General features: G+C 65.3%; 24 protein-coding genes, 1 tRNA gene and 1 pseudogene. 18 read left to right on the top strand and 8 right to left on the bottom strand.

All coding sequences use genetic code 11. The features are described 5' to 3' along the window. The first annotated feature begins 8 nt into the window (after positions 1 to 8). From F3H96_RS02685 to F3H96_RS02670, 4 genes are read left to right on the top strand one after another with little or no spacing between them, the layout of a single operon-like run. Positions 9 to 1103: a microcin C ABC transporter permease YejB gene (locus tag F3H96_RS02685; protein WP_149790376.1), complete on the top strand. Its 1095-nt coding sequence runs from the start codon at positions 9 to 11 to the stop codon at positions 1101 to 1103. Further along, positions 1103 to 2242, top strand: coding sequence for an ABC transporter permease (locus F3H96_RS02680; RefSeq protein WP_149790375.1), 1140 nt, complete (start codon positions 1103 to 1105; stop codon positions 2240 to 2242). Before F3H96_RS02685 ends, F3H96_RS02680 begins: the two co-directional genes overlap by 1 nt. Continuing rightward, a complete protein-coding gene (locus F3H96_RS02675; protein WP_149790374.1) occupies positions 2239 to 3867 on the top strand; it encodes an ABC transporter ATP-binding protein in 1629 nt (542 codons plus the stop codon). The genes F3H96_RS02680 and F3H96_RS02675 overlap by 4 nt, the downstream gene beginning before the upstream one ends. A gap of 38 nt (positions 3868 to 3905) precedes the next feature. Next, a complete protein-coding gene (locus F3H96_RS02670) occupies positions 3906 to 4847 on the top strand; it encodes a glyoxylate/hydroxypyruvate reductase A (protein WP_149790373.1) in 942 nt (313 codons plus the stop codon). Here F3H96_RS02670 and F3H96_RS02665 read toward each other — a convergent pair. Next, on the bottom strand, positions 4841 to 5227 hold the full coding sequence (locus F3H96_RS02665) for a hypothetical protein (protein WP_149790372.1): 387 nt from the start codon (positions 5225 to 5227) through the stop codon (positions 4841 to 4843). The genes F3H96_RS02670 and F3H96_RS02665 overlap by 7 nt on opposite strands. Positions 5228 to 5304: 77 nt before the next feature. After that, the gene (locus F3H96_RS02660; protein ID WP_149790371.1) at positions 5305 to 6219 is read right to left on the bottom strand and encodes a methyltransferase domain-containing protein; all 915 of its coding nucleotides are present in this window, start codon (positions 6217 to 6219) and stop codon (positions 5305 to 5307) included. 107 nt (positions 6220 to 6326) lie between these two features. Here F3H96_RS02660 and F3H96_RS02655 point away from each other — a divergent pair, with 107 nt between their 5' ends. Both F3H96_RS02655 and F3H96_RS02645 read left to right on the top strand, forming a co-directional pair. Then, positions 6327 to 7337, top strand: coding sequence for a ligase-associated DNA damage response exonuclease (locus F3H96_RS02655; protein WP_149790653.1), 1011 nt, complete (start codon positions 6327 to 6329; stop codon positions 7335 to 7337). A gap of 244 nt (positions 7338 to 7581) precedes the next feature. Then, complete coding sequence (locus F3H96_RS02645) at positions 7582 to 9180, top strand: cisplatin damage response ATP-dependent DNA ligase (RefSeq protein WP_149790370.1); 1599 nt, start codon at positions 7582 to 7584, stop codon at positions 9178 to 9180. Positions 9181 to 9286: 106 nt separating this feature from the next. Here the strand turns inward: F3H96_RS02645 and F3H96_RS02640 are convergent, their stop codons facing one another. Both F3H96_RS02640 and F3H96_RS02635 read right to left on the bottom strand, forming a co-directional pair. Next, entirely contained in the window at positions 9287 to 9697 is a 411-nt protein-coding gene (locus tag F3H96_RS02640; RefSeq protein WP_149790369.1) for a nuclear transport factor 2 family protein, read from the bottom strand. 121 nt (positions 9698 to 9818) lie between these two features. After that, a complete protein-coding gene (locus F3H96_RS02635) occupies positions 9819 to 11015 on the bottom strand; it encodes a hypothetical protein (RefSeq protein ID WP_188131259.1) in 1197 nt (398 codons plus the stop codon). Between the two features lie 312 nt (positions 11016 to 11327). On the opposite strand from F3H96_RS02635, the gene F3H96_RS02630 reads away from it, so the two are divergent. The 10 genes from F3H96_RS02630 to F3H96_RS02585 all read left to right on the top strand — a co-directional run bounded on the left by F3H96_RS02630 (position 11328) and on the right by F3H96_RS02585 (position 19493). Next, positions 11328 to 11403, top strand: a tRNA-Thr gene (locus F3H96_RS02630). A gap of 498 nt (positions 11404 to 11901) precedes the next feature. Next, on the top strand, positions 11902 to 13647 hold the full coding sequence (locus F3H96_RS02625; RefSeq protein ID WP_149790367.1) for an adenylate/guanylate cyclase domain-containing protein: 1746 nt from the start codon (positions 11902 to 11904) through the stop codon (positions 13645 to 13647). 285 nt (positions 13648 to 13932) lie between these two features. After that, positions 13933 to 14121, top strand: a complete 189-nt coding sequence (locus F3H96_RS02620; protein ID WP_149790366.1) for a DUF2158 domain-containing protein — start codon at positions 13933 to 13935, stop codon at positions 14119 to 14121. Between the two features lie 150 nt (positions 14122 to 14271). Further along, positions 14272 to 14700: an acid-shock protein gene (locus F3H96_RS02615; RefSeq protein WP_149790365.1), complete on the top strand. Its 429-nt coding sequence runs from the start codon at positions 14272 to 14274 to the stop codon at positions 14698 to 14700. Between the two features lie 45 nt (positions 14701 to 14745). Continuing rightward, positions 14746 to 15288, top strand: a complete 543-nt coding sequence (locus tag F3H96_RS02610; RefSeq protein WP_149790364.1) for an RNA polymerase sigma factor — start codon at positions 14746 to 14748, stop codon at positions 15286 to 15288. Between the two features lie 73 nt (positions 15289 to 15361). Continuing rightward, positions 15362 to 15817 carry a hypothetical protein gene (locus tag F3H96_RS02605; protein ID WP_149790363.1) on the top strand — a complete coding sequence of 152 codons (456 nt, stop codon included), beginning with the start codon at positions 15362 to 15364 and terminating at the stop codon, positions 15815 to 15817. After that, a complete protein-coding gene (locus F3H96_RS02600; RefSeq protein ID WP_149790362.1) occupies positions 15814 to 16254 on the top strand; it encodes a periplasmic heavy metal sensor in 441 nt (146 codons plus the stop codon). Before F3H96_RS02605 ends, F3H96_RS02600 begins: the two co-directional genes overlap by 4 nt. A 109-nt stretch (positions 16255 to 16363) precedes the next feature. Further along, the gene (locus F3H96_RS02595) at positions 16364 to 16654 is read left to right on the top strand and encodes a hypothetical protein (protein ID WP_149790361.1); all 291 of its coding nucleotides are present in this window, start codon (positions 16364 to 16366) and stop codon (positions 16652 to 16654) included. A gap of 124 nt (positions 16655 to 16778) precedes the next feature. Further along, positions 16779 to 18218, top strand: a complete 1440-nt coding sequence (locus F3H96_RS02590) for a DUF1800 family protein (RefSeq protein ID WP_244619895.1) — start codon at positions 16779 to 16781, stop codon at positions 18216 to 18218. A 36-nt stretch (positions 18219 to 18254) separates the two neighbouring features. Next, the gene (locus F3H96_RS02585; RefSeq protein WP_149790360.1) at positions 18255 to 19493 is read left to right on the top strand and encodes a DUF1501 domain-containing protein; all 1239 of its coding nucleotides are present in this window, start codon (positions 18255 to 18257) and stop codon (positions 19491 to 19493) included. 152 nt (positions 19494 to 19645) lie between these two features. Here F3H96_RS02585 and F3H96_RS02580 read toward each other — a convergent pair whose 3' ends face one another. Further along, the gene (locus F3H96_RS02580) at positions 19646 to 19939 is read right to left on the bottom strand and encodes a GYD domain-containing protein (protein ID WP_149790359.1); all 294 of its coding nucleotides are present in this window, start codon (positions 19937 to 19939) and stop codon (positions 19646 to 19648) included. Between the two features lie 120 nt (positions 19940 to 20059). Here F3H96_RS02580 and F3H96_RS30940 point away from each other — a divergent pair. Then, a pseudogene (locus F3H96_RS30940) lies at positions 20060 to 20331 on the top strand (hypothetical protein); the annotation flags it as partial. Between the two features lie 283 nt (positions 20332 to 20614). Here F3H96_RS30940 and F3H96_RS02570 read toward each other — a convergent pair. Further along, positions 20615 to 20878, bottom strand: a complete 264-nt coding sequence (locus tag F3H96_RS02570) for a hypothetical protein (RefSeq protein WP_149790358.1) — start codon at positions 20876 to 20878, stop codon at positions 20615 to 20617. 307 nt (positions 20879 to 21185) lie between these two features. Here F3H96_RS02570 and F3H96_RS02565 point away from each other — a divergent pair, with 307 nt between their 5' ends. Next, on the top strand, positions 21186 to 21632 hold the full coding sequence (locus tag F3H96_RS02565; RefSeq protein ID WP_149790357.1) for a pyridoxamine 5'-phosphate oxidase family protein: 447 nt from the start codon (positions 21186 to 21188) through the stop codon (positions 21630 to 21632). Positions 21633 to 21647: 15 nt separating this feature from the next. On the opposite strand, the gene F3H96_RS02560 is transcribed toward F3H96_RS02565, so the two are convergent. Continuing rightward, positions 21648 to 23234 carry an indolepyruvate oxidoreductase subunit beta family protein gene (locus F3H96_RS02560; protein WP_149790356.1) on the bottom strand — a complete coding sequence of 529 codons (1587 nt, stop codon included), beginning with the start codon at positions 23232 to 23234 and terminating at the stop codon, positions 21648 to 21650. Next, positions 23227 to 25380: an indolepyruvate ferredoxin oxidoreductase subunit alpha gene (locus F3H96_RS02555; RefSeq protein ID WP_149790355.1), complete on the bottom strand. Its 2154-nt coding sequence runs from the start codon at positions 25378 to 25380 to the stop codon at positions 23227 to 23229. Before F3H96_RS02555 ends, F3H96_RS02560 begins: the two co-directional genes overlap by 8 nt. Positions 25381 to 25383: the final 3 nt, after the last annotated feature.

Genomic DNA, 25383 nt, shown 5'->3' with positions numbered 1-25383 from the left:
GCCGCCTGATGGGCGCCTATATCCTGCGACGCATCCTTCTGATGATCCCGACGCTGTTCGGGATCATGGCGATCTCCTTCGCCGTGATCCAGTTCGCGCCGGGCGGACCGGTCGAGCAGGTGATCGCCAGGCTGACCAACCAGGGCGGCAGCGATCGGCTGGGCGGTGGCGGGGGCGATGCCGGCGCCACCAATTTCGATGTCTCAGGCGACGTCAGCTCGAAATACCGCGGCGCGCAGGGGCTCGACCCCGAATTCATCAAGAAGCTGGAAAAGCAGTTCGGCTTCGACAAGCCGCCGCTCGAGCGCTTCGGCATGATGCTGTGGAACTATGCCCGCTTCGATTTCGGCGACAGCTATTTCCGCGATATCTCGGTGCTCGACCTGATCCTGGAAAAAATGCCGGTATCGATCTCGATCGGGTTGTGGATCACGCTCCTGTCCTACCTGATCTCGATCCCGCTCGGCATCCGCAAGGCGGTGAAGGACGGCTCGACCTTCGACGTCTGGACGAGCGGCGTGGTCATCGTCGGCTACGCGATCCCCGGCTTCCTGTTCGGCATCCTCTTGATGGTGCTGTTTGCCGGCGGCTCGTTCTGGGACTGGTTCCCGCTGCGCGGCATCGTCTCCGACAATTGGGACCAGCTGTCCTGGCCGGACAAGATCGTCGACTATTTCTGGCACATGACGCTGCCGCTGACGGCGCTGGTGCTGTCGGCCTTCGCCACGACGACGCTCTTGACCAAGAACTCCTTCCTCGAGGAGATCCGCAAGCAATATGTGGTGACGGCGCGCGCCAAGGGCCTGTCGGAACGCAAGGTGCTCTACGGCCACGTCTTCCGCAACGCCATGCTGATCGTGATTGCCGGCTTTCCCGGCGCCTTCATCTCGGCTTTCTTCACCGGCTCGCTGCTGATCGAGAACATCTTCTCGCTCGACGGGCTCGGCCTGCTCGGCTTCAAGTCGGTGATCGACCGCGACTATCCGGTGGTTTTCGCCAATCTCTACATCTTCTCGCTGCTCGGCCTGTTCGTCGGCCTCCTATCGGACCTGATCTACACCTGGGTCGATCCGCGCATCGATTTCGAGCGGAGAGACGTCTGATGGCGGTAGCCTCGGCCGAAACCAAGCCGGCGCGCGCCGCCCGGCCGCGGCTGTCGCCGCTCAACCAGCGGCGGCTGCAGAATTTCAAGGCAAACCGGCGCGGCTACTGGTCGCTGTGGATCTTCCTCTTGCTGTTCGTGCTGTCGCTGTTTTCCGAGCTGATCGCCAACGACAAGCCGATCGTCGCTTCCTACAAGGGCGAGATCCTGTTCCCGGTGCTGGTCGCCTATCCGGAAGAGAAGTTCGGCGGCTTCTATGCCGTCACGGATTATCGCGACCCGGTCATCCAGGACGAGATCAACGCCAATGGCTGGATGATCTGGCCGCCCGTCCGCTACTCCTACCAGACCGTCAACAACGCCATTCCGGAGGCGGCGCCCGCCAAACCCTCCTGGCTCTACGACAAGGGCAAGCGTTGCAGCCAATACCCGAAGGGAGAGGCCGACGAGAACTGCAACGTCGGCAACTGGAACTGGCTTGGCACCGACGACCAGGCGCGCGACGTGCTGGCGCGCGTGCTCTACGGCTTCCGCATCTCGGTGCTGTTCGGGCTCATCCTGACGCTCGGCTCCTCGCTGATCGGCGTCGCGGCCGGGGCTGTGCAGGGCTATTTCGGCGGCTGGACGGATCTTCTATTCCAGCGCTTCATCGAGATCTGGTCGGCGATCCCGGTGCTCTATCTGCTGCTCATCATTTCCGCCATCCTGCCGCCCGGCTTCTTCATCCTGCTCAGCCTCATGCTGCTGTTTTCCTGGGTGGCGCTGGTCGGCGTGGTGCGGGCCGAGTTCCTGCGCGCGCGCAACTTCGAATATGTCAACGCGGCGCGCGCGCTCGGCGTGCCCAACCTCACCATCATGTTCCGCCACCTTTTGCCCAACGCCATGGTGGCGACGCTGACCTTCCTGCCGTTCCTGCTCTCGGGCTCGATCTCGACGCTGACCTCGCTCGACTATCTCGGGTTCGGCCTGCCGCCCGGCTCTGCTTCGCTCGGCGAGCTGCTGAAGCAGGCGCAGCGCAATCTCAACGCGCCCTGGCTCGGCATCTCCGGCTTCATCGTGATCTCGCTGATGCTGTCGCTGCTGGTGTTCATCGGCGAGGCGACGCGCGACGCCTTCGATCCGCGCAAGACGTTCAAATGAGCGAGCCCCTGCTCTCCGTCCGCGATCTGAGCGTCGCCTTCGCGCAAGGCGGCGGGCAGTCGATGGCCGTCGACCGCATCTCCTTCGATATCGCCAAGGGCGAGACCCTGGCGCTGGTCGGCGAATCCGGTTCCGGCAAATCGGTGTCGGCGCTCTCGGTGCTGAAGCTTCTGCCCTACCCCGCGGCCAGCCATCCTTCGGGAAAGATCCTGTTCCACGGCGCCGATCTGTTGAGCGCCAACGAGAAGGCCTTGCGTGGCGTGCGCGGCAACAAGATCACCATGATCTTCCAGGAGCCGATGACCTCGCTCAACCCGCTGCACACAATCGAGCAGCAGATCGTCGAGGTGCTGCAGCTGCATCAGGGGATGCGCGATGCGCCGGCGCGCGCACGCACGCTGGAGCTGCTGAACGAAGTCGGCATCCGCGATCCGCAAAAACGCCTCGACGCCTATCCGCACCAGCTCTCCGGCGGCCAGCGTCAGCGCGTCATGATCGCCATGGCGCTGGCCAATGAGCCGGAACTTCTGATCGCCGACGAACCCACGACCGCGCTCGACGTCACGGTGCAGGCGCAGATCCTGGAACTGCTCGCTAAGCTCAAGAGCCGCAAGGGCATGTCGCTGCTGTTCATCACGCACGACCTCGGCATCGTGCGCAGGATCGCCGACCGGGTCTGCGTCATGACCAAGGGCAAGATCGTCGAGAGCGGACCGACCAAAGAGATTTTCGCCAACCCGCAGCATGCCTACACCAAGCACCTGCTTGCGGCCGAACCGAAGGGCAAGCCGCCGGCGGCAAATCGGGATGCCAAATCCGTCATGACGGGCAAGGACATCAAGGTCTGGTTCCCGATCAAGAAGGGTTTCTTCCGCACCACTGTCGATCATGTGAAGGCCGTCGACGGCATCGACGTTACCGTGCGCGCCGGCCAGACGCTCGGCGTCGTCGGCGAATCCGGCTCGGGCAAGACGACGCTCGGGCTGGCGCTGGCCCGGATGATCTCCTCGACGGGTGCGATCAATTTCAACGGGCGCGACATCAACCAGCTTTCCTTCAGCGCCATGCGGCCGCTGCGGCGCGAGTTGCAGATCGTCTTCCAGGACCCGTTCGGATCCTTGAGCCCGCGCATGTCCGTCGCCGAGATCATCGAAGAGGGGCTAAAGATCCACGAGCCGAAACTTTCGCCCGACGCGCGCGACGACAAGGTCGTCGAAGTGCTCGGCGAAGTCGGGCTCGATCCCGAGACGCGCCACCGCTATCCGCATGAGTTCTCGGGCGGCCAGCGCCAGCGCGTCGCCATCGCGCGGGCCATGGTGCTCAACCCGCGCTTCGTCATGCTCGACGAGCCGACCTCGGCGCTCGACATGAGCGTGCAGGCGCAGGTGGTCGACCTTTTGCGCAGCCTGCAGGCCAAGCACAACCTGGCCTATCTCTTCATCAGCCACGACCTCAAAGTCGTGCGCGCCCTTGCCAATGACGTCATCGTCATGCGCAATGGCCAGATCGTGGAAGCGGGACCTTCCGAACAGATTTTCAGCAGCCCGCAAAGCGACTATACGCGGGCGCTGATGGCGGCAGCCTTCAAGATCGAGACGGCACCGACCGGCGTGGTCAGCGAATAACCCGACCGAACTGGCAGAACAGGGAAGAAAATCCGCAAATGGAAAAAGGCAAAGTCCTGCTTGCCGTCACCGGCTTTCACCCGCAGCGCTGGCATGAGCTGCTCGCGGCCGAGCGCGAGGTCGTGCTGGAACCGAACGGCCCTAAAGACCCGTCGATAACCTATGCGGTGGTGTGGAAGCAGAAGCCCAACCTTCTCAAGTCGCTGCCCAATCTGCGCGCCATCTTTTCGATCGGCGCCGGCGTCGACCACATCTTTGCCGATCCCGGCCTGCCCGACGTGCCGATCGTCAAGGTCGTCGCCGACAATCTCACCCAATACATGACCGAATATGTCGTATGGCGGGTGCTCGACCATCACCGCCAGGGCATGCTCTACCGCGCCCAGCAGGCCAAGAAGACCTGGCACGAGCCGCCGCAGCGCCCGGCCGGCGACATCTCCGTCGGCATCATGGGCCTCGGCCATCTGGGCCGCGCCGCGGCCTCGGTGCTGCTCTCGCTCGGCTTCGCGGTCAATGGCTGGTCGCGCACCGAGCGGCCGATGCAGGGTGTTTCAACTTATGCCGGCGAGGCGGGGCTGATTCCGTTCCTCAATGCCACCGATATCCTGGTCGTGCTGTTGCCGCTCACGCCGCGCACGCAAGGCATCGTGAACTACGGGCTGCTCAAGGAATTGCGCCGGCGCAACGCGCTTGGCGGCGCCGTGATGATCAATGCCGGACGCGGACGACTGCAGAAGGACGTCGACATATTGCGCGCGCTGGAGGACGGCACGCTGAAGGAAGCGAGCCTCGACGTGTTCGAGGTCGAGCCGCTGCCGAAGACCAGCCGGCTATGGAGCCATCCGAAAGTGTTCGTCACGCCGCATGCGGCGGCGACGTCGGACCCCGCCCATCTGGTGCCGATCATGCTTCGCCAGATGGCTGCCTTCGAGCGCGGCGAAAAGCTCGAAAATCTGGTCGATCGCGAAGCAGGCTACTGAGCCGGCGACGGCGGCTTCGAGCCAGGCAGCCCAAATGTCTCCTTTTTCTTCGGCTTGCCGCAGTCGCGGCGCTCGATCGAGCGGTTCATGGCATCGATCTCGCCGCTTGCCTTGTTGCGGTCGCGCTGTGCCTTGGAGCGCATGTCCGGCGTGAACGGGCCGAAGCCCATCGCCGGATTGGAGAAGGTCGGCTTGGCGGTGACCGGCAGGTTGTTCTGCTGCGCCAACTGATTGCGCTGCGCCAGCAATTGATCGCAAGGCACATCGTCATATTGCAACGACGATTGGACATCCTCGTCCTGACGCTCGGCCATCGATGTGCCGCCGACACAGCCTGCCACCGTCAGGCAAGACGCCAACGCAATCATGGTCCAGCGCATGGTAACCCTCCGTGCGGTATCCGCCCATGCGCAACCCGGCACGCGATTCGGGCTTTTTCGCAGCAACAGGTGCCTCATTACGCCATCTTGCGACCAGCTATTACAGCCAGCCCTCGCACAGGCTCGCCGCGGTCATGCCTGATGGTCGTGCTCTCCAGCGACAGGATCGTAAACCCGCTGGCGGCGAGAACGCGCCGCACATAAATTTCTGAGTGCGCATAGCGCCGCGACGGCAGCAAGGCGAAGTCATCTCCGTCGGCAATGGTCTCTACCGAGAACGCGAAGACGCCGTCATCGGCGAGCGCATCGGCAACCGCGGCGACGATGCGTTCAAGCGCGCCTAAATAGATGAACACGTCGGCTGCGACCACGAGGTCAGCTCGCGCGCCAGCGTGGGAGAAATGCTGAAGGTCGGCCTTGGCCAGCAGGTCGTAAATGCCTTTGGCTTTCGCCTTCTTCAGCATGCCGGCTGAAATGTCGTAGCCCTCCAGCCGGTCGACGAACGGGCGCAGCCTTTCGCCCATCAGGCCGGTGCCGCAACCAAGGTCGAGGGCCAGCCGAAACCGGCCGGGCCTTGCCTTGCGGATGGCTTGGCCGAGGAAATTCGGCAGTCCGTAGCCGAGTTTCTGAACAAGCGATGCTTCGAAACTGTCGGCATAATGGTCGAACAAGGTCTCGACAAAGGCGCTCGGCGGCGTCGCGGCGGCGGGCGCCTTGCCGATCAGCTGAAGCTTCAGCCTGGCGCCAAGGCGGTCCGCGGGCTCCAGCTTCAGCGCCATGGCCCACGCCTGGGCGGCCTGGTCGAAATGGCCAGCCGCCTCATGCATCTCGCCGAGGCGAAACCAGCCGGCGGCCCATCGCGGCGCAAGCTCCAGCGCGCCGAGCAAAAGCTCCGCCGCCTGCCCGGGCTCGCCCGAGGCGAGCAGCATCTCGGCGAAATCGGCGCGACGATCGGCGTTCAATTCGCCCGACGAGACCTGGAGCGGTTTCATTGACGAAGTTTCCTGCCGGCGAGACGGGCCGGTGGCCGGCTGTAGGACGAGTCAGCAGTCTCTTGCAACAGGCTTCCCGCGCCGAATTTAGCCACTATCTTGGGGCGATGCGCGCCAGCGACCTGCTCAAACCCCGGCCGGAAGGCCTCTATTGCCCGCCCGGCGGTTTCTTCATCGATCCGGTGCGGCCAGTCGAGCGCGCGCTGATCACGCACGGCCATTCCGACCATGCGCGCTCCGGCCACCGCTCGGTGCTGGCGACGCGCCAGACGCTCGACATCATGGGCCTGCGCTATGGCGAGGATTTCGCCGGAGCGACACAGGCGGCCGAGCTTGGCGAAACGGTCGACATCAACGGCGTCGCCGTCACCTTCCATCCGGCGGGGCATGTGCTGGGCTCGGCGCAGATCGCCGTCGAGCACCAGGGCATGCGCATCGTCGCCTCGGGCGACTACAAGCGGCAGAAGGACGCCACCTGCCTGCCGTTCGAGCCTGTCCGGTGCGATGTCTTCATCACCGAAGCGACCTTCGGCCTGCCGGTGTTCCGGCATCCGCCGGACCACGAGGAGATCGCGCGCGTTCTCAAATCGGCGGCGCAATTTCCCGAGCGCTCGCACCTGATCGGCGCCTATGCGCTCGGCAAGGCGCAGCGTGTGATGCATCTGTTGCGCGACGCCGGCTACGACAGGCCGATCTTTATCCATGGTGCGCTGGCGAAGCTCAGCGAATATTATCAAAGCCAGGGGATCGATCTCGGCCGGTTTGAGCCGGCGACCGTCGAAAGCGGTGCGAAGGCCGATTTCGCCGGCACCATCGTCGTCGGCCCGCCGCAAGCCTTCGCCGACCGCTGGGCGCGGCGTTTCCCGGACCCGATCTCGTGCTTTGCCTCGGGATGGATGCGCATCCGCCAACGCGCCAAGCAGGGCGGCGTCGAGCTGCCGCTGATCATTTCCGACCATGCCGACTGGGATGAACTGATCATCACGCTCAAGGAAACGGGCGCACAGGAAATCTGGGTGACGCATGGCCGCGAGGAAGCGCTGGTGCGCTGGTGCGAGTTGGAGGGCATCGCGGCGAGGCCGCTGCATTTGGTGGGGTATGAGGACGAGGGCGATTGATGGCCGAAGTGGTTTCGACAATCGCTAGCGTTGCGCTCTGCGGCGCCCCCCTCTGGCCTGCCGGCCATCTCCCCCACAAGGGGGGAGATTGGCGGTTTGGCCGCCGGCGCTTCCTTCGCAACGTTGGCGATTGGCGAAAGCGACGGCGACATCCGATCTCCCCCCGAGTGGGGGAGATGTCCGGCAGGACAGAGGGGGGCGCGAAGGAACGCAAACCTCGCCTATTTGCGCGGCCCGCCTCCCCATGAACCGCTTCGCCGAACTCCTCGACCGCCTCGTGCTGACGCCGTCGCGCAACGGCAAGCTGACGCTGCTCACCGACTATTTCCGCAGCGTCGAGGATCCCGACCGCGGGCTGGCGCTGGCGGCGATCACCGGCGACCTGTCGATCGCGGCGGTGAAGCCGGCGATGCTGCGTGCGCTGGTGGTCGAGCGCATGGATCCGGTGCTGTTCGGCTATTCCTACGACTATGTCGGCGACCTCGCCGAAACCGTGTCGCTGGTCTGGCCGCAACCACAGAGCCATATCCCCAATCATGTGCCGACGCTTGCCGAAGTGGTCGGCAAGCTGCAGGCGGCCAGCCGGTCGGATGGGCCGAAGGTGCTGGCGCGGCTACTCGACGACGGCGGCATCTCGGCGCGCTTCGCCATCATCAAGCTGGTGACCGGGGGCTTGCGCATCGGCGTGTCGGCGCGGCTCGCCAAGCAGGCGCTGGCCGACCTCGGCAAAGTCGACGTCGCCGAGATCGAGGAGCTCTGGCACGGCTTGACGCCGCCTTATGCCGAGTTGTTCGCCTGGCTGGAAGGCAAAGCGGAAAAGCCGCGGAGTGCGGCGCTCGCGCTGTTCCGGCCGGTGATGCTGTCCAACGCCATCGACGACGGCGACCTCGAAAAGCTCGACCCGGCCGATTATGCGGCCGAGTGGAAATGGGATGGCATCCGTGTGCAGGCGGTGTGCGAAGGCGGCGTGCGCCGGCTCTATTCGCGCACCGGCGACGACGTGTCCGGCGCCTTTCCGGACCTTGCCGCGGCAATGAACTTCGAAGCGACGCTCGATGGCGAACTGCTGGTCGGCGACCCGCGCGAGGCAACCGGAACCTTTTCCGATCTGCAGCAGCGGCTGAACCGTAAGAGCGTGTCGCCAAAGATCCAGCAGCAATATCCGGCCTTCATGCGCTGCTACGACGCGCTGCAGATCGATGGCGAGGATTTGCGCGCCCTGCCCTTCGCCGAGCGCCGCAAGCGGCTCGAGACCTTCGTCAACACGCTCGACCCCGGCCGTTTCGACCTCTCGCCGCTGGTCGCGTTTTCCGATTGGGAGACGCTGGAGCGGCTGCGCCAGGCGCCGCCGCATCCGATCATCGAAGGGGTGATGCTGAAGCGATGGGACTCGCCCTATCTCGCCGGCCGGCCGAAAGGACCCTGGTTCAAGTGGAAACGCGATCCGCACACCATCGATGCGGTGCTGATGTATGCGCAGCGCGGCCACGGCAAGCGCTCGAGCTTCTATTCCGACTACACGTTCGGCGTCTGGTCCGGGCCGGAGGGTTCGGAAGAGCTGGTGCCGGTCGGCAAGGCTTATTTCGGCTTCACGGACGAGGAGCTGAGGGAGATCGACAAATATGTCCGCGACAACACGACTGAACGGTTCGGGCCGGTTCGCTCGGTGCGCGCCGACCGCAGGAACGGCCTGGTGCTGGAAGTGGCATTCGAAGGCCTCAACCGCTCCACGCGCCATAAATCGGGTGTCGCCATGCGCTTTCCACGGATATCGCGGCTGCGCTGGGACAAGCCGGCGGCCGAGGCCGACCGCATCGAGACGCTGCAGGCGCTGCTGGATTAGAGCGTTTTACCGTTTCACGGAAACGGCGTACCGCTCTGCCCCCTTGTTTGATGCAATTGCGGACGCAAAACCTGTTCACACTTTTCCTGGAATTGCTCCAACAAGGTCAGTCGGTCGCCGGCACGGAATGATGTTCGTGCATGAAGGTCCACTGGCCAGCGATCTTCTCGAAGCCGATGGTCAGCCGAAAATCGAGATCGCTTGATTTGCCGTCCGCTACGACCAGGCAGCGCATCAGCGCGATCGCGAATGCCACGTCGGTGCCGGCCGTGATCTTCAGATCGACGATCTCGAAGACAGGCGGCTGCGGCGAGGCGGCGAAGAACAGCGGCCAGGTGTCGCGATAAGCCTCGATGCCTCTGGATTGCAGCGGCGGCGGCACGTCGAACATGATGAAGTCCGGTGCGTGATGGCGCAGAATGCCGTCCATATCCTTTCGGCGGACGGCCTCGGCCCATTGTTCGACCAATGCCCTGATCAATTCGGCGTCGTTCGTCTGAGGACGAGAAGCACTCATTTTCTCCTCCAAGTGGCCGTGGGCGCCAAACTCCTTACATCGTCGGAATACACGCTCGACGAATAAAGAGACGCCCGCGATTCGTCGCGCCCCGACAGGAGAAACGAAAGCGTCGCGACGATTATTCCGCGATCGAAACGCGGATCTCGTAGATGTCGACCGACTTGCCCTGCTTGTCGAAATCGGAGTTGACGGCGATGGTGCCGGCGGCGCCCGGGTGCTTGTTCGGGAACTGCACGTCGAACAGATATTCGTTGCGCTCGTGGCCGACCGCGTAGCGCTTGCGGCCGCAGTCGCCGAGATCGCCAAAATTGCAGTCGACCGATATCTGCGTTTCCTTGCCCTCTTCCGAGCGGGCGACGATGTCGAACATGGCATGTTTGCCGGCAAGCTTCTCCAGAATGCCCTGGCCGACATCGAAAGCAATGGCCGAGCCCGACGCGCCCGAGCGGATGCGCAGGAACTGACCGGTGTCGTCCTTCATCACCTCGGCACCGGCGTCGGAGGGCGCGCTGACATGGGTTGGATCGGCGGGCGAAAAGACGTTGATCCAGTTCTTCGACTGGTCGGCTTCGCCCGGCTTCTGCGGCGAGCCGGCCTCGGCCGGCTGCGAGGAGTCCTCGCTGTCTAGCGTCGGCGTCGGTTCCGGCGGTCCGGTGTCGAGCTGAGCGGCCGTCTTGAAGACCCCGGTCTGGATCGCGAAATAGCCGCCGATGCCGACCGCCGCGAGCAGCGTCGCGACGACGAAGATGGCGGTCAGCGGCAGGCGCCGCCCTCGGATCCGCCGCTCGTCGCGGTCAGGCGCGACCTCGGCGCCGTTGCCGACGGGAGCTCCCGGCGAATCATCGAGCAACGGCGCATCGGGAAGCGCCGTCTCATCCGGCATGATGTCCGGCACACGCGGCAGCACGCGCGAGCGCGGCAGGTCCGACGCATCGGGCTGTACCGGGCCGTCAACGGTGATCGAAGGCGACGACGCCGTTTGCGATGGTGGCAGCGGCGCGTCGACCCACGGGGCGGGAGACGCGGCCGGAGCGTCGGCGCGTTGGCCTTTCGCTGCATTGCCGGCCGACGCGACGTTCTCCGGCGGCAGGGTCACATCGGGGACGGCCGGCAGGAATTCGGACTCGATCTCGGTGATCTTGGCCTGCACCGCCTTGCGGCGGGTGATGGCGGCTTCCACCGTGACGTTCGGATTGGCCTGCAGGACACGGTCGAGCGCGGCAAAGGCGGATCGATAGACCCTCTCGCGAAACGCCCTGTCCTCGGCATTGCCTTTCTCGAAGGCATTGCGGATCGCTTTCTCGATGGCGTCCAAGCGAGCTCCCTCTGCGCGTTCGCTCACAGTTCCCTGATCGTTAGGCCCAGGCGAGCGATCAATCAACGGCCGCGCCTTGCCACATTCAAAGCCATTTCTGCATTTTCTGTTGAAGAATCAACATTTTTCGTCACCGCCGGCGCGGCCCGTGCGGTCATCCGGGTGTAAAAGCAGCCCGCTCGCGAAAAAGCCCGTGGATGCCGGCCGCACTCATATGCCGCAAATCCCGGGCCGGAATTCGCCGCAGCCATCTTGAATTAGCGAGCGGTTGAGTCTATCACGCAGCCATTCTGGAAGCGCGATGCTTCCCGGGCCGCTTTAGCTCAGTTGGTAGAGCACATCATTCGTAATGATGGGGTCGCGTGTTCGAGTCACGCAAGCGGCACCAGTCCATTCCTAAAAGCCTGTTGTTTCCAACACCATACACCTGTTGGGCGGATCTGGATTCGCCACAAACCGACCCGGGGGTCGCCTCAAGCGGACACACTCCGGCGTCGGACAGCCGGATTGCGCCGCTAGCCGACCTCAGCGCCTCCGAGCGCGAATGTCTGGTGTGATGCCCGATACAAAAGCACCGCCGCAGTGGCGTCAACCGGTTACACAGGGCAGGGAATATCCCCGCCCTTCTGGAAGTGGCGTTTCAGCGTCCCCAGAGGGGCTGCGTGGGCGTGTCGACGGTTGGCTGTTAGCGCGCGACTGGAACGCTCCACGCCTCGCAAGCGGGATAGCGAAGTATTGTGAGGGCAAGGTCAGGCTGCGTTCTCCGTCCTGTATCGGCGACCGGCGGAGACTGGGAGAGATGGATACCATGCAGGTGAGGCGTCTGGAAGTTGGCCGGACATGGACGCGGGGGGGCCCGCGTGCAGGCGCTTTGCCGAGCGGTGCGATGACCACGCAGCGTCACCTGGCAGCGATCATGGCTTGCGACGTGGTCGGTTATTCGCGACTGACGGAGCGCGACGAGCGCGGCACGCTCGAGCGGCTGAAGATCTACCGCAAGGACCTCCTCGAGCCGCTGGTCTCCGAGCACCAGGGTCGGATCGTCAAGCTTACCGGCGACGGCATGCTGTGCGAGTTCGCGAGCGTCGTTAACGCGGTGACCTCGGCGATGGCGATCCAGCAGGCCCTGGCAGAGCACGAGGCGGAGACGCCCGAGGAAGAGCGGATTCGCTTCCGCATCGGCGTCAATCTGGGCGACGTGGTCTGCGAGGAGGACGGCGACCTCTACGGCGACGGGGTCAACATCGCCGCCCGCCTCGAAAGCATCGCCGATCCTGGCACCGTGGTCGTCTCGGGCACCGCATACGACCACCTTCAGGGCAAGCTCGACTGCGGCTTCACGCTGCTCGGCGACCTGCGCCTCAAGAACATCGAGCGGCCTGTGCGCGCCTATCGCGTCGAGACCGACGCCAGCGCCTCGGTGGCTGCGCCGCCTCCCCTGCCCGAGAAACCCTCGATCGCGGTTCTGCCTTTCACCAACATGAGCGGAGACCCCGACCAGGAATACTTCGCCGACGGGCTGGTGGAGGACATCATCACGGGATTGAGCCGTGTGAACTCCTTCTTCGTGATCGCTCGAAACTCGTCCTTCACCTACAAGGGCCGGGCGGTGGACCTGCGCCAGGTTGGGCGCGAGCTGGGCGTCCGCTACGTGCTCGAAGGCAGCATCCGCAGAGCAGGATCGCGGGTTCGCATCAGTGGGCAGCTGGTGGATGCGATCAGCGGACACCATGTCTGGGCCGACCGCTTCGAGGGCGACGTGGGCGACATCTTCGACCTGCAGGACAAGGTGACCGAGAGCGTCGTCGGCGCTGTCGAGCCGAGCATCCGGCTGGAGCAGATCAAGCAGGCGCGCATGAAGCCAACGGACTACATCAGCGCCTACGACCTCTATCTTCGCGCGCTGCCGCGCTTCTACAGCATGACGCGCGAAGGCTTTGCCGACGTGCGCCGGCTCACCAACGAGGCGCTCAGCATCGACCCTGGCTTCAACCTGGCAAAGGGGCTGGGCGCCTATATCCGCAGCGTATCCGTGAGCCAGTGCTGGCACGAGCCCGACGATGTCCGGGTCGCCGTGCGCATGGCGCGCGAGGTACTGGCGGAAGCGCGCGACGACCCCACCAGCCTACGCTTCGCCGCGCAGGTGCTCGCCTACAGCGCGAAGGACTACGAGATGGCGTTGGGCACGATAGAGAGATCCCTGTTGCTCAACCCCAATTCGGCGCAGGGCCATACGAGCAGCGGCTGGGTGAACGCACATTCCAGCCGCCCGCTCGTCGCGATCGAGCACTTTCACAGGGCAATGCGGCTGAGCCCGGTCGACCCAGAGAAGGGCATCGCGCTCTCCGGCATCGGGATGAGCTACCTGATGCTCGAGCGCTATGAGGAAGCGCTGGCATGGGGAGCACGCGCGCTGCAGGAGATGCCGAACTACGGCACCTCGCACCGGGTGGTGATCATGGCGCTGGTCAAACTCAACCGGCTGGACGAGGCGCAGGCGGCGGCTCGGCGGCTGATGGAGGCGTTCCCGACCTTCACGCTCACCCTGCAGAGACAGATCAACCCGTGGCGGGACAAGGTGTTCGCCGAGCGTTACGTCGAGGCGCTGGGCATCGCCGGGGTGCCGGAGTGATCGTCGCGGTTGCAACGATGCCCTCTCCCATGCGCTTCGCGTGCGGCCTGGCGACCTGCTTTGCACAGCGGCCGAAAGCGGAACGGGCGCTTCCGGGCTGCAAGCGGCTGGAGGCAATCCTGCTCCCGCGCCCGCTAATTCGTCATGCTTGGGCCGCATGATCGAGTCACGCAACGCACCAGTTTCTTCCCTCCCGGTTTTCTGCGCCGAACGGTCGAGCTGCATCGACCATTGTCGCGACTCAGGTTTGGTGGAAAACTCATGGCCTCAGCATGGGAGGTCAAAATGCCCAATAGTTTCAAGACCGGAGACGTCGTCAGGCTGAAATCCGGAGGCCCCGACATGACCGTCAGCGACGGCGCGGCCTCGGGCACGTATCTGTGCCACTGGTTCAACCGCGAGGGCGACGTCTGGACCCCGCAACATGCAGGTTTCAAGCCGGACCAGCTGGTGGTGGTCGATCAACCGAAATAGCGGTCGCTTCTCCTTCGGGCCCGGCCCGGCCACGCCGGATACGATGGACCCATTGTCCGGTCGAAAAAGAGACCGACGGATTTTGCTCGTCGCCGCGTTCAACGGCTGAAGCGTGGCCGCCAATGGCCCCGCCCAACCGGAGACGAGAGCATGATCCGCCACACGATATTCGTCGTTGCCCTCGGTTTGCAGACCGCGGCCGCGGTCGCCCAGACAACGACGCCGACCCCTGCGCCGGCGCAGCCGACGCCGGCCACCTCGGCTCCCGCCGCCAAGTCCGGCCTGACGCTGGAAAAGTTCGAGACGCGTCGGGAGAAGGCTTTCATGCGCGCGGATACGGACAATGACGGCAAGGTCAGCCTTGCCGAATGGACGGCGTTCCAGACTGATCGCAAGGCCAAGGGCGATCCAGCCAAATCCTTCGCGCGCATGGACGCCGACAAGGATGGCCTCGTCGACAAGGCCGAGCTCGACGCCTTGCTCGCCAAGCGCTTCGCCAGGCTCGACAAGAACGGCGACGGCGCCCTCGGCGCCGACGAGAGGCCGGGCCACAAAACCGCTCCCAATCAGGAGCAATGACCGAGAGGTTATGCGGCACGATGATCATTGGGAGCGCCCAGCTTGATGGGCGCCGATCCGGACGAGGAACTGGTTCGCCGCGTCGGTGCCGGCGACCCCGCCGCCGTGCAGGCGATGGTGGCGCGCAAGCTGCCGCGCATCCTGGCTCTGGCCAACCGGATGCTCGGCGACGCGGCGGAGGCCGAGGACGTCGCCCAGGAGACCTTCGTGCGCATCTGGCGCCATGCCTCGGGCTGGCGCCAGGGGCACGCGCGCTTCGACACCTGGATCCACCGCGTCGCGCTCAACCTTTGCTACGATCGGCTGCGGCGCCGGCGCGAATGGACGACGGACGAATTGCCGAAGGTGGCCGATGCGGCGCCGCTTCCCGATGCCATGCCGGGCGACGAAGCGCGGCGGATCAGCCAAGCACTGCAGCGCATCGCGCCGCGCCAGCGCGAGGCGATCGTGCTGGTTTATTATCAGGAGCTGTCCAACATCGAGGCCGCCGGCGCCATGCAAGTCAGCGTCGATGCCTTGGAGAGCCTGCTGGCGCGCGGTCGTCGCGCTTTGCAGGCCATGCTCGCCGGAGACGATGGCGATGACTGAGAGAGCGAGGAAATTGCCGGCTTTGCGGGCAACGCGTGGGGGGCCACGTCAAGATGGTGGAAGGGGGAACGAAATGGCTGACGGAAGAAAGAGCACAGGCGGGCCGATGGATGCCCGGCGCTTCGCCGCGCTGGCGGATGCCTATGGCGGCGCGTTGCATCGCTGGCCGGCGGCCGAGCAGGCAGCCGCCTCGTCGTTTGCCGATAGCGAGGAAGGCCGCGCCATCCTGGCGCGCGCCGGCAGGCTCGACGCCCTCCTCGACCGGCACCGGGTCGAAGCACCCAGCCTGGCGCTGCATGGCGCGATTGTCGCCCGGGCGGCGAGCGAGGTCAGGCATGTGCGCAGCCGGCGGTTCTGGTGGCTGGGCTTCGGGCTTGCGGGTGTCGGCCTCGCCGGCGCCGTGGCCGGGTTGGCGCTGGTGATGGTCGTTACCCCGGACGCTGCCTCCGACCATTATGTGATGGATGCCAATGCGACGTCGTTCGGCGATGCCGGTCCCGACGCCGACCAGGCCGAGGAGGACCTATGAACCCCCGTCTCGTCGCGGCATCCTTGGTGCTCAACGTCTTTCTGATCGGCGCGCTCGCCGGCGGCGCAGGCTGGCTGATCGGCAAATCCAATCCGGGCTATTCGCTGGAAGCGGCGGGCGGCCGGCTGCCTGCCGCCGACCGCAAGCTGTTTCGCCAGGCGCTGCGCGAGGTGCGCAGGGAATCGCGGGACGTGATCCTCGACGGCCAGGCCGCGCGGCGTGAGGCGGCGAATCTGCTGCGGCAGCCGACGCTCGACACCACCGCCCTTGCGGCAGCGCTCGAGCGCGCGCGCAATGCCGATGCCACCATCCGCACCCGGCTGGAGCAGCGCATCATCGAATTCGCGGCGTCGAGCTCACCGCAGGACCGTCAGTTGCTGGCCGATGCCCTGCTGCGGCGTGCGGGCTGGCAGCCGCCCGCAAAAAAATCGCCGTAGGCAGCGACGGAAAGGACGAGCACGCACCGTTCAAGGGAAAGAGGGACAGGCCTGCGACCGCCTTTGGCGGTCAGGTTCTCTTCAACCTCGAAACTTTCGGGAGCATCCCATGAACAGTCTGACGAAATATTCGATCGCGGCGGTACTCGCCGTCGGCGGGACCGCAGCGGCAAGCGCCGCCTCGGCAATGCCGCTCGCGCCGGCCGCACCCGCGGCGCCGGCGCTTGTCGAGCATGTTGCCTGGGGTTGCGGTCCGGGCTGGCATCCCAACTACTGGGGCCGCTGTGTCCCCAGTCGCCGCGTGATCTATCCCGGCTACTATTACTGGGGCGGACCGCGCGTCTATATCGGCCCGGTCTGGCATCCTTACCACCGCTGGCACCACTGGCGCCGCTGGTGACGGCCCGCTCATGACGCCGGTGCTGCGGCCGGCGCCATGAGCATCCTTGCGTATCATGGAACATGTCGGCCGACGCGATCGGCGTCGGCTTCAGGCGGAGGCTTCATTGGCCGCACCCGTTTCAATTTCCGTCTCGCCGAATGCAGCCCTGGTCGCACTCAACCGCTTCGGCTTCGGTGCAAAGCCCGGCGACGACCTTGGCAGGATCGCCGCCGATCCGCGCGGCTACGTCAAGGCCGAGCTCAAGCAGCAGGACATCGCGCTCATCTTCCCCGACGACCCGAAGAATGCCGGGCTGCTGGACAGTACCGCCGCGATCCAGGCCAGCATGGCGGCAGCCATGGAGCGCAAGGCGGCTCGGGACGAGAAGGCGGCGCCCACCATGCGGACGATGGCCGCGGATGATCCAGCCAGCCCGGTGGAGACAAAAGCCAAACCCGCGGTGCCGCGTGTCGAGGCCGATATCTATCGCGGCGAAGCGCAGGCCCGCTTCGACAAGGCGCTCGCCGCGACACCCGGCTTCGTTGAGCGGCTGGTCGGTTTCTGGTCGAACCATTTCTGCGTTTCCGCCGCCAAGGCACCGGTCGTGCGGGCCTGCGCAGGCGCCTTCGAGCGCGAGGCGATCCGCCCCTTCGTGCTCGGCCGCTTCGCCGACATGCTTTTGGCCGTCGAGCACCATCCTGCAATGCTGTTTTTTCTCGACAACCAGCAATCGATCGGGCCGGACTCGCGCGCCGGCAAAAAACGCGGCCGCGGCCTCAATGAGAACCTCGCTCGCGAGATCCTGGAGTTGCATACACTCGGTGTCGGCAGCGGTTATGCCCAAGCCGACGTCACCAGTTTCGCCGGCATGCTGACCGGCTGGACCATGGCAGGCCGCGAGGGGCGGCTGGGCGAACCCGGCACTTTCGTATTCAACGCCAATGCGCATCAGCCCGGCAAGGCGATGCTGCTCGGCAAGACCTATCCAGACGGCGGCATGGGCCAGGCGGAAGCCGCGCTCAACGACATTGCCCGCCATCCGGCCACCGCGCGGCACATCGCCGCCAAGCTGGCCCGCCATTTCATCGCGGACGATCCGCCGCCGGCGGCCGTCGCCCGCCTGGCCGCTGTCTTCACCAAGACGGACGGCGACCTGCGGTCGATCGCGCTGACGCTGATCGACATGCCCGAGGCCTGGTCGACGCCGCTCGCCAAGCTGCGCTCGCCATTCGACTATGTCGTGGCGCTGCGGCGCGCGGTCGGCTCAACCGCCGGCAACGAACCGCAACGGTCGCTTCGCTGGCTGAGGGCGCTTGGCGAACCGCTGTGGCAGCCGCCCGGACCGAACGGCTTTGCCGACCAGACGGATGCATGGGCCTCCGCCGAGGGCCTCAAGACGCGCCTGGACATTGCCTGGCAGGCGGCCAAGCAGGCGGACGACATCGGCGATCCCAACGAGATGCTGGCGTCGCTGATCGGCGCGTCCGTATCGGCCGAGACGCGGCAGGCGATTTCGCGCGCCGAGTCCAGACAGCAGGGGCTGGCGCTGCTGCTGATGGCCCCGGAATTCCAGCGACGGTGATTCCAGCGACGGTGACTTAGCAATGGAGATGAATCCATGAGCCTTCTTTGCGAAACCCCCAGCCTGTCCCGCCGCGCGGTGCTGATGACCGGCGGCGCGCTGTTTGCCTGGGCCTACCTGCCGCGCTTCGCGCGCGCCGCCGACAATCGCGACCCGCGCCTTATCGTCATCGTCTTACGCGGCGCGCTGGACGGGCTGTCGACGATCGGGCCGGTCGGCGACCCCGACTATGCCGGCCTGCATGGCGACATCGCGGTGTCGCTCTCAGGCGCCAACCCGGCATTGCCGCTCGACGGCTTCTTCGCCGTCAACCCGGCAATGCCGGTGTTTGCGCGCCTGTTCAAGGCAGGGCAGGCCGCGGTGGTGCATGCGGCCGCGACCGGCTACCGCGACCGCTCGCATTTCGACGGCCAGGACGTGCTGGAAAGCGGCCTGCCCGGCCCCGGCAATGCCACGACAGGCTGGCTCAACCGGGCTTTAGCCAGCCTGCCGGCGGGCGACAGGATAGCGAAGGCCGGTGGGCTCGCGGTCGGGCCGTCGACACCGCTGGTGATCCGCGGTGCCGCAGCCGTGCTCGGCTGGGCGCCGCAGGCCTTGCCGACGCCCGGCGACGCGCTGGCCGAACGCGTGCTCGACCTCTACAACCATCGCGATCCGGTGCTGGCGGCGGCCCTGCAAAAGGGGCTCGACGCCGACCGCATGGCAATGGGCGGCCAGCTCGACGGCAAGATGATGAAGCCGAGAGGCGGTCTCGACAACGCCGCCTGCATGCGACAGTCCGCGCGTGGCGCGGCGAAGCTAATGGCGGCCGATGACGGGCCGCGCATCGCGGCGCTCGCCTTCGACGGCTGGGACACGCATGTCAATGAAGGCGGCGCCACGGGGCGGCTCGCCAACCTGCTCGGCGGCCTCGACGGCGCCTTCGAGGAATTCGAGACAGGGCTCGGCTCAAGCTGGAAGGACACGGCGATCGTCGCCATCACCGAGTTCGGGCGGACCGCCCGCATCAACGGCACGGTCGGGACCGATCACGGCACCGGCACGGTCGTGCTGCTCGCCGGCGGTGCGATCAAGGGCGGCCGCGTCATCGCCGACTGGCCCGGGTTGAAGCCGGCTCAGCTTTACGAGCAGCGTGACCTGGCGCCGACAAGCGATGTCAGGGGTGTGCTGAAGGGCCTGCTCGCCGACCAGTTCGGGTTGTCGGCGGCGGTGCTCGGCGACAAGGTGTTTCCGGAGTCCGCCGCGGTTAAGCCGATGAAGAACCTGATTGCCTGATCCGATCCCGGCTACTGTCCCGGCAAGGCCTGCAGCTTCGCAAGGTCACAAAAACCCCGGCTCGCGCCGGGGTTTTCGCTTCGGGGAAAACCGTGCCGCCATTCGGTCCAGCGGCGGGGTTCAATCGCCTGCGCAGGGCAGCACAGTGGCGGTCAGGCCATCTTCGCCAGGATCTTGGTCATATCTGCCGTATCGAACGCTCTCAATGTCTGGGTTCTGATGTTGCCTAGCGATGCGATCGACAGAGCCAGCGCGGTCGCGGCAATGTCGTCGTCGGCTTCTGCAATCGCCACGACATCATGTTGACCAAGCGTCCACAACAGGGTGTGAACCTTGATGCCGCTCTTGCTGGCCATCGCCTTGAAAGCCTCAGCACGCTTCTGCGTATCCTTGATGGTCTTGATACCTTGATCAGTGAAATCCGACAGCAGTACGTAGTAAGCCATTTGATCCTCCCACAATGGGGAGCGTGCGGGCGCTCACGGCGCGTCCGCCGTCTCCCAGAATGACGATAGCACGAGCCGGGCGCGCGAACCACAGGCGGCAAGGAAGGCCCGCGCGACTGCGGCGCGATAAAAGGCGGCCGTGTCATCGCCGACTGGCCCGGATTGAAGCCCGGCTCAGCTTTACACGCAGCGTGATATGGCGCCGACCAGCGATGTCAGGGCTGTTCTGAAGGGCCTTTCAGCCGACCAGCTCGGGCTTTCGGCCCCCCGTGCTCGGCGACAGGGTGTTTCCGGGTTCGGCGGGAGTGAAGCCGATGCCGGATCTGGTGGTGTTAGCCTCGATTCTGTTCATCGGCGATAGCTGCGGCGTCTGCTGTCATTCGTCATTCTAGGGCGGAGCAAGGAGCGAAGCGACGCGCGCAGACCCTGGAATCCATTCCGTGAAGCTGAGGCGTCGCCGCGGTGCAGAATTCTGCTCCGCTGCCTCCCCCCGCTAAAGTCACGGAATGGATCCTCGGGTCTCCGCGTCCGCTTCGCTCCCGCTCCGCCCGTGGATGACGAAGCTGAGGGGCTTCGGCCATTCACGAACGCTTTCAACGAGATGGCCCCTCGTGCGAGAGCTCAACAAAAAACGCCCGCGCCGTTTCCAGCGGGGTGTCTATCCCCTGAAAGAGATCACCAGCTCCAATAGCCCGGGTGCCAGCGATGGTGGTACCAGGAACCGAGGTGCCAATGGCGCACCGGCCGGATGAACCGGCGGCCGTTCGGCACGCATTTGCCCCAGCGGTTCACATGCCAGCCGGGACCGCAGCGCCAGCCGACGGTTTCGATCGGCGAGGTCGCGCTGGGCTTGGCCATCGGCATGGCCTGCGAGCCGAGACTGGACAGCATCAACGTGCCGGCAGACATCGCAAGAGGCAGAAAATATCTGGTGATCATAAGGTTCGTCTCCGTGATTCATCCCTACCGCGCTGAAACGGAGGGCGCGGCCGAATTCCGTCGGAGCGAGACTGATCACATTTTCGTCAGATCGGGTCGAAGTTCCCGCACGGAGCGGTTCGGCATGCAACGGCTCGCGGTTCGCATCTCCACGCCCGCCGAAGCCGCGCTGTTGAGATGGCAAGCCTCGGCCTTCGCCCCATATCGAATTGATCCATATCAATGAGCCAGGATGTGTCCTGCGCTAGCGTTGATGAGAACCGACCGGAGTTTCTCGAGGCCGAAGGCCAGATGGGAGATCATAGCGATGATGATCCGCACGCTCTCCACCTTGGAATGCACGAAAATGCTGGCAGCCAACCGCACCGGACATCTGGCATGCGCGAAGGACGGACAACCCTACGTCGTGCCCTTCAACTACGCCTATGCCGACAGTCACCTTTATGCGTTCTCCCTGCTGGGCAAGAAGATCGACTGGATGCGGGCCAATCCCCTGGTGTGCGCCCAGGTGCAAGAACACACGCAAGGGCGCGGATGGAGAAGCGTGGTGATCGAAGGCCGCTACGAGGAACTGCCGGACCGGGTTGGCCACAAGGTTCAGCGCGACCACGCATGGGCGGTGTTGAGCAAGCACACGGACTGGTGGGAGCCCGGCGCGCTCAAGCCGGTCACGCCTCCCCTGTCGGACAGCCTGCCGCACGTCTTTTTTCGCATCCTCGTCGAGCAGGTCTCGGGACGGGAAGCGACTGAATAGGCGGCAGTTCAACGTCTATAAAGCCGGGCTATCGCCAAGCGTCGCCACCGTCTTCAGCGCGCCATCGAGCATATCGCCCTTCTCGTCCTTGAGCGCCGCGTCGCGCAGGCGGCGGAGCCAGTCGGCGGCGTCGTCACGGCCCTTGAGCAGGGGAAGCGCCGACAGCACGCGGTCGAATTTCGACTGGGCGCGGGCGTGGGTGTCGCTGTAGCCCTTGATCAATCGGCGGCAGTTGAGGATTTCGGTGGCCAGCGCGTAGTCGTCGCGAACGTGGTTGAGGGCCAGTTCGTACCAGCGTTCCAGGTGCTCGATCTCGATCCTGTGGCGCAGCAGGCGGCGGCGCCAGCGGCGCAGGCCGCCGATGAACCAAAGCATGGCGAAGCCGGCAAAGCTGTCGGTGCGGATGCGGCGGCCGCGATTGATGCGGCGGTCGAGGAAAGCGGCGAGCTTCGGCCGGTTCTCGATGTAGCTGCCAAGGCCTGCCGGCAGCGTGCCGCAGAATTCCTCGATGCGGGGGTGGAAATATTCAGTGACCTGGAGGACGGAGCCTTCCTGGACGCCGACCTCCTTGCGCACGCGCTTGTCGCGCGTCGAGCGCGTCTTCAGATCGGCAACGCGGATCATGTCGTCATAGCACATGGCGTTGGCGAGATGTTTCGCCGCCGCGATCGACAGCGCGAAGCCGCGCTCCGGGCTATCCAACGCAACAGCTTTATCCAGCCTGTCCAGATATTCGCCGCCATAGGCGATGTCCTGGTAGTCGACGACCTTCTTCAGGCCGCGTTCGGCCATGTCGCGCAGCGGTTCCGGGAGCGCCGCGACGCGGCCGGCAAGCTCTTGCCAGCTCTTCAACAGCGTTTCGGGGCCACTGACCCTCGCGGTTGACCTGGGTTCGGCAACGGCCGGTTTTGCCGCTGCGTTGTCGCCAGCCGGCGCTGCCGCGATGCCGCGCGCGCGGTCGCAAGCGGCGCCGAAGGCGGCAAGGCTTGGCCCGACGCCGCGGCCGCCGGCACCGATCGCCTGCTCGTAGCTTTCGCGGGTGAAGGGCAGCGCGTCGGAGCCGGCCAGCGCGCCGAGCAGGCTGGCCGAAATCATGGTGCCATTCTCGGCGGCGATCTTCTCCATGTCGAAGGCGATGAAACGCTTGGCGGCCGCTTGCGCCGTCGCATGGACCTTGTCCGACGACGCACGGCCGTCGCCGGGCTCGATCTTCTCGGAGACGGCGGCGATGCGGTGCGAGGAGGCAATCAGCGTCGTGCGCTCGGGGGTCACGAAGCCGCGGATGATGGCGCGGCCGGCTTCCATGAGTTCGGCGGCGATCAAAATGTCGACGTCGCCCTGCGACGGCGACAGGGCGAAGACCGGCAGCCGGCCGGTGTCGCGGGCCATCTCGATATAGTAGATCGTCGCGCCGGTGCGTTGGGCGACGCCGGCCACGGACGTCGATTGCGCGATGTAGCCGTTGCGCTCGGCGACGTCGGTGATCCAGTCGGCAAGCACGCCGCCGCCTTGGCCGCCGACGGCAAGCACGGCGAGCTTTATCACCCGCTCGTCATCAGAAGCGCCCGCCTTCGGGCGCAGGGGCGAGGCCTGGTCAAGCATCGGCGAACATCAGGCGGCGGCTCTCGCGGCGGCGCTGCAAAAGGCCGATCGCGGCACGGCGCGCGCTTTCCAGGAAACGGTCCCAGCGGCCGGGATTGTGCACGACATCGGCGCGGTAGAAGGACGGGCAGAGCACCGCCGCATCCGCCACCTCGCCGCAATTGCCGCAGCCGACACAATTCTGGTCGATCGAGGCGACCGGATCGTCGCGCAGCGGATCGTCGAGCGACTTCACCGACAGCGACGGGCAGCCAGACAGCCGCATGCAGGCGTGGTCGCCAGTGCAGATGTCCTCGTCGACGCCGAATTTCGGCTTCACCACGCGTTCGCCGCCCTTGATCGCCTTGTCGATCAGCGGCTTCTCGCGGCGCTGGCGGTTGAGCATGCATTCGGAAGAGGCAACGATGACCTTCGGCCCCTTCTCCTCGGTGGTCAGCGCCTCGCGCAGCGCGGCCCGCATCTTGCCGACATCATAGGTGCGATCGATGTGGCGCAGCCATTTGACGCCCATGCCCTTCACCGCTTCATCGATCGGATGCTTGGTCGACTTGGTGCGGTTCGAGGCGCGCGACGACAATATGTCCTGGCCGCCGGTGGCGGCCGAATAGAAATTGTCGACGATGACGATGACGCCGTCATTCTTGTTGAAGACCGCGTTGCCGATAGAGGAGGTCAGGCCGTTGTGCCAGAAGCCGCCGTCGCCGACGAAGGATATCGAGCGGCGCTTTGCTTCCGGCGAATTGAAGGCCGAAGCCGAGGCCGGCCCAAGCCCGTAGCCCATGGTGGTGGCGCCAAGCTCAAAGGGCGGCATGATCGAGAACAGATGACAGCCGATGTCGGAGGCGATGTGATGCTTGCCGAGTTCCTGCTCGACCAGCTTTGTCGCGGCAAAGATCGGCCGCTCCGGGCAACCGATGCAGAAGCCGGGCGGACGGCCGGGAACGACGTTGATGAGATCGGCGGTGTCGACGCCCTCGCCCAGCTTGTTCGGCGCGCGCACCTCGCCCGGCAAAAGATGCGGAGCATGGGCGCGCAGGAAGGAACCGATGCCGTCGAGCATCACCTGGCCGGTATATTCGCCGGCCATCGGCAGATGCTCCTTGCCGACCAGCTTGGTGCCGCGCCCGGCCTTATGAAGCATGGCGGCAAACGCCTGCTCGATATAGTTGGGCTGGCCTTCCTCGACGACCAGCACTGCCTGCTTGCCTTCGCAGAACGCGAGAAACTCATCGTCGACGAGCGGGTAGACGGCGTTCAGCACATAAAGCGGCACATCGGTGTCGCCATAGGTGTCGGCGAGGCCGAGCCGCTGCAGGGCGCGAATGACGGAATTGTATATGCCGCCTTGCATGACGATGCCGACGGAGCCGTGGTCCGGCCCGAAGATCTCGTTGATCTTGCGGCTCGTGATAAAGTCGACCGCAGCCGGCCAGCGCTTGGCGACCTTTTCCTTCTCATGCAGGAAGGACGCGGGCGGCAGCACGATGCGGCCGGTGTCGCGGCGCGGCGCCGACAGCGCATCGGCGACCGACATTGGCGGCCGCTTGTTGTCCTTGGCAATGAAATGACCATGGACATGGCAGCAGCGGATGCGCACCTGCAGCATGACCGGCGTGTTGGAGGCTTCCGACAGCTCGAAGCCATCCTCGACCGCCTTGACGATCGAGGGCAGGTTCGGCCGCGGATCGAGCAGCCAGACCTGGCTCTTCATGGCAAAGGCGTGGCTGCGTTCCTGCATGATGGAGGAGCCCTCGCCATAGTCCTCGCCGACGATGATCAGCGCGCCGCCGGTAACGCCTCCCGACGCTAGATTGGCCAAAGCGTCGGAGGCGACGTTGGTGCCGACCGTCGACTTGAAGGTGGCGGCACCGCGGATCGGATAATGCACGGAGGCGGCAAGCATGGCGGTGGCGGTGGCTTCCGAAGCGCTCGCCTCGAAATGGACGCCGAGCTCGCCCAGAATGTCCTGGGCGTCTGCAAGCACATCCATCAGATGGCTGATCGGCGCGCCCTGGTAACCGCCGACATAGCCGACGCCGCATTGGAGCAGCGCCTTGGTGATGGCGAGGATGCCCTCGCCGGCGAATTCCTCGCCGGCCCCTAACCTCAGCTTTTCGACTTCCTTGGCAAAAGACCGTTCGGCCATCCC

Source organism: Mesorhizobium sp. NFR06 (assembly GCF_900115245.1).
GTDB lineage: Bacteria > Pseudomonadota > Alphaproteobacteria > Rhizobiales > Rhizobiaceae > Mesorhizobium.
Note: the sequence above shows the minus strand (reverse complement) of the source record. Positions and strands in the feature narration are given on the sequence as shown.

What these genes read in the sequence shown, in the direction of transcription:
- F3H96_RS02685 (WP_149790376.1), top strand. Translation starts at nt 9, where the DNA reads ATGGGCGCCTATATCCTGCGACGCATCCTTCTGATGATCCCGACGCTG.
- F3H96_RS02680 (WP_149790375.1), top strand. Translation starts at nt 1,103, where the DNA reads ATGGCGGTAGCCTCGGCCGAAACCAAGCCGGCGCGCGCCGCCCGGCCG.
- F3H96_RS02675 (WP_149790374.1), top strand. Translation starts at nt 2,239, where the DNA reads ATGAGCGAGCCCCTGCTCTCCGTCCGCGATCTGAGCGTCGCCTTCGCG.
- F3H96_RS02670 (WP_149790373.1), top strand. Translation starts at nt 3,906, where the DNA reads ATGGAAAAAGGCAAAGTCCTGCTTGCCGTCACCGGCTTTCACCCGCAG.
- F3H96_RS02665 (WP_149790372.1), bottom strand. Translation starts at nt 5,227, where the DNA reads ATGCGCTGGACCATGATTGCGTTGGCGTCTTGCCTGACGGTGGCAGGC.
- F3H96_RS02660 (WP_149790371.1), bottom strand. Translation starts at nt 6,219, where the DNA reads ATGAAACCGCTCCAGGTCTCGTCGGGCGAATTGAACGCCGATCGTCGC.
- F3H96_RS02655 (WP_149790653.1), top strand. Translation starts at nt 6,327, where the DNA reads ATGCGCGCCAGCGACCTGCTCAAACCCCGGCCGGAAGGCCTCTATTGC.
- F3H96_RS02645 (WP_149790370.1), top strand. Translation starts at nt 7,582, where the DNA reads ATGAACCGCTTCGCCGAACTCCTCGACCGCCTCGTGCTGACGCCGTCG.
- F3H96_RS02640 (WP_149790369.1), bottom strand. Translation starts at nt 9,697, where the DNA reads ATGAGTGCTTCTCGTCCTCAGACGAACGACGCCGAATTGATCAGGGCA.
- F3H96_RS02625 (WP_149790367.1), top strand. Translation starts at nt 11,902, where the DNA reads ATGACCACGCAGCGTCACCTGGCAGCGATCATGGCTTGCGACGTGGTC.
- F3H96_RS02620 (WP_149790366.1), top strand. Translation starts at nt 13,933, where the DNA reads ATGCCCAATAGTTTCAAGACCGGAGACGTCGTCAGGCTGAAATCCGGA.
- F3H96_RS02615 (WP_149790365.1), top strand. Translation starts at nt 14,272, where the DNA reads ATGATCCGCCACACGATATTCGTCGTTGCCCTCGGTTTGCAGACCGCG.
- F3H96_RS02610 (WP_149790364.1), top strand. Translation starts at nt 14,746, where the DNA reads ATGGGCGCCGATCCGGACGAGGAACTGGTTCGCCGCGTCGGTGCCGGC.
- F3H96_RS02605 (WP_149790363.1), top strand. Translation starts at nt 15,362, where the DNA reads ATGGCTGACGGAAGAAAGAGCACAGGCGGGCCGATGGATGCCCGGCGC.
- F3H96_RS02600 (WP_149790362.1), top strand. Translation starts at nt 15,814, where the DNA reads ATGAACCCCCGTCTCGTCGCGGCATCCTTGGTGCTCAACGTCTTTCTG.
- F3H96_RS02595 (WP_149790361.1), top strand. Translation starts at nt 16,364, where the DNA reads ATGAACAGTCTGACGAAATATTCGATCGCGGCGGTACTCGCCGTCGGC.
- F3H96_RS02585 (WP_149790360.1), top strand. Translation starts at nt 18,255, where the DNA reads ATGAGCCTTCTTTGCGAAACCCCCAGCCTGTCCCGCCGCGCGGTGCTG.
- F3H96_RS02580 (WP_149790359.1), bottom strand. Translation starts at nt 19,939, where the DNA reads ATGGCTTACTACGTACTGCTGTCGGATTTCACTGATCAAGGTATCAAG.
- F3H96_RS02570 (WP_149790358.1), bottom strand. Translation starts at nt 20,878, where the DNA reads ATGATCACCAGATATTTTCTGCCTCTTGCGATGTCTGCCGGCACGTTG.
- F3H96_RS02565 (WP_149790357.1), top strand. Translation starts at nt 21,186, where the DNA reads ATGATGATCCGCACGCTCTCCACCTTGGAATGCACGAAAATGCTGGCA.
- F3H96_RS02560 (WP_149790356.1), bottom strand. Translation starts at nt 23,234, where the DNA reads ATGCTTGACCAGGCCTCGCCCCTGCGCCCGAAGGCGGGCGCTTCTGAT.
- F3H96_RS02555 (WP_149790355.1), bottom strand. Translation starts at nt 25,380, where the DNA reads ATGGCCGAACGGTCTTTTGCCAAGGAAGTCGAAAAGCTGAGGTTAGGG.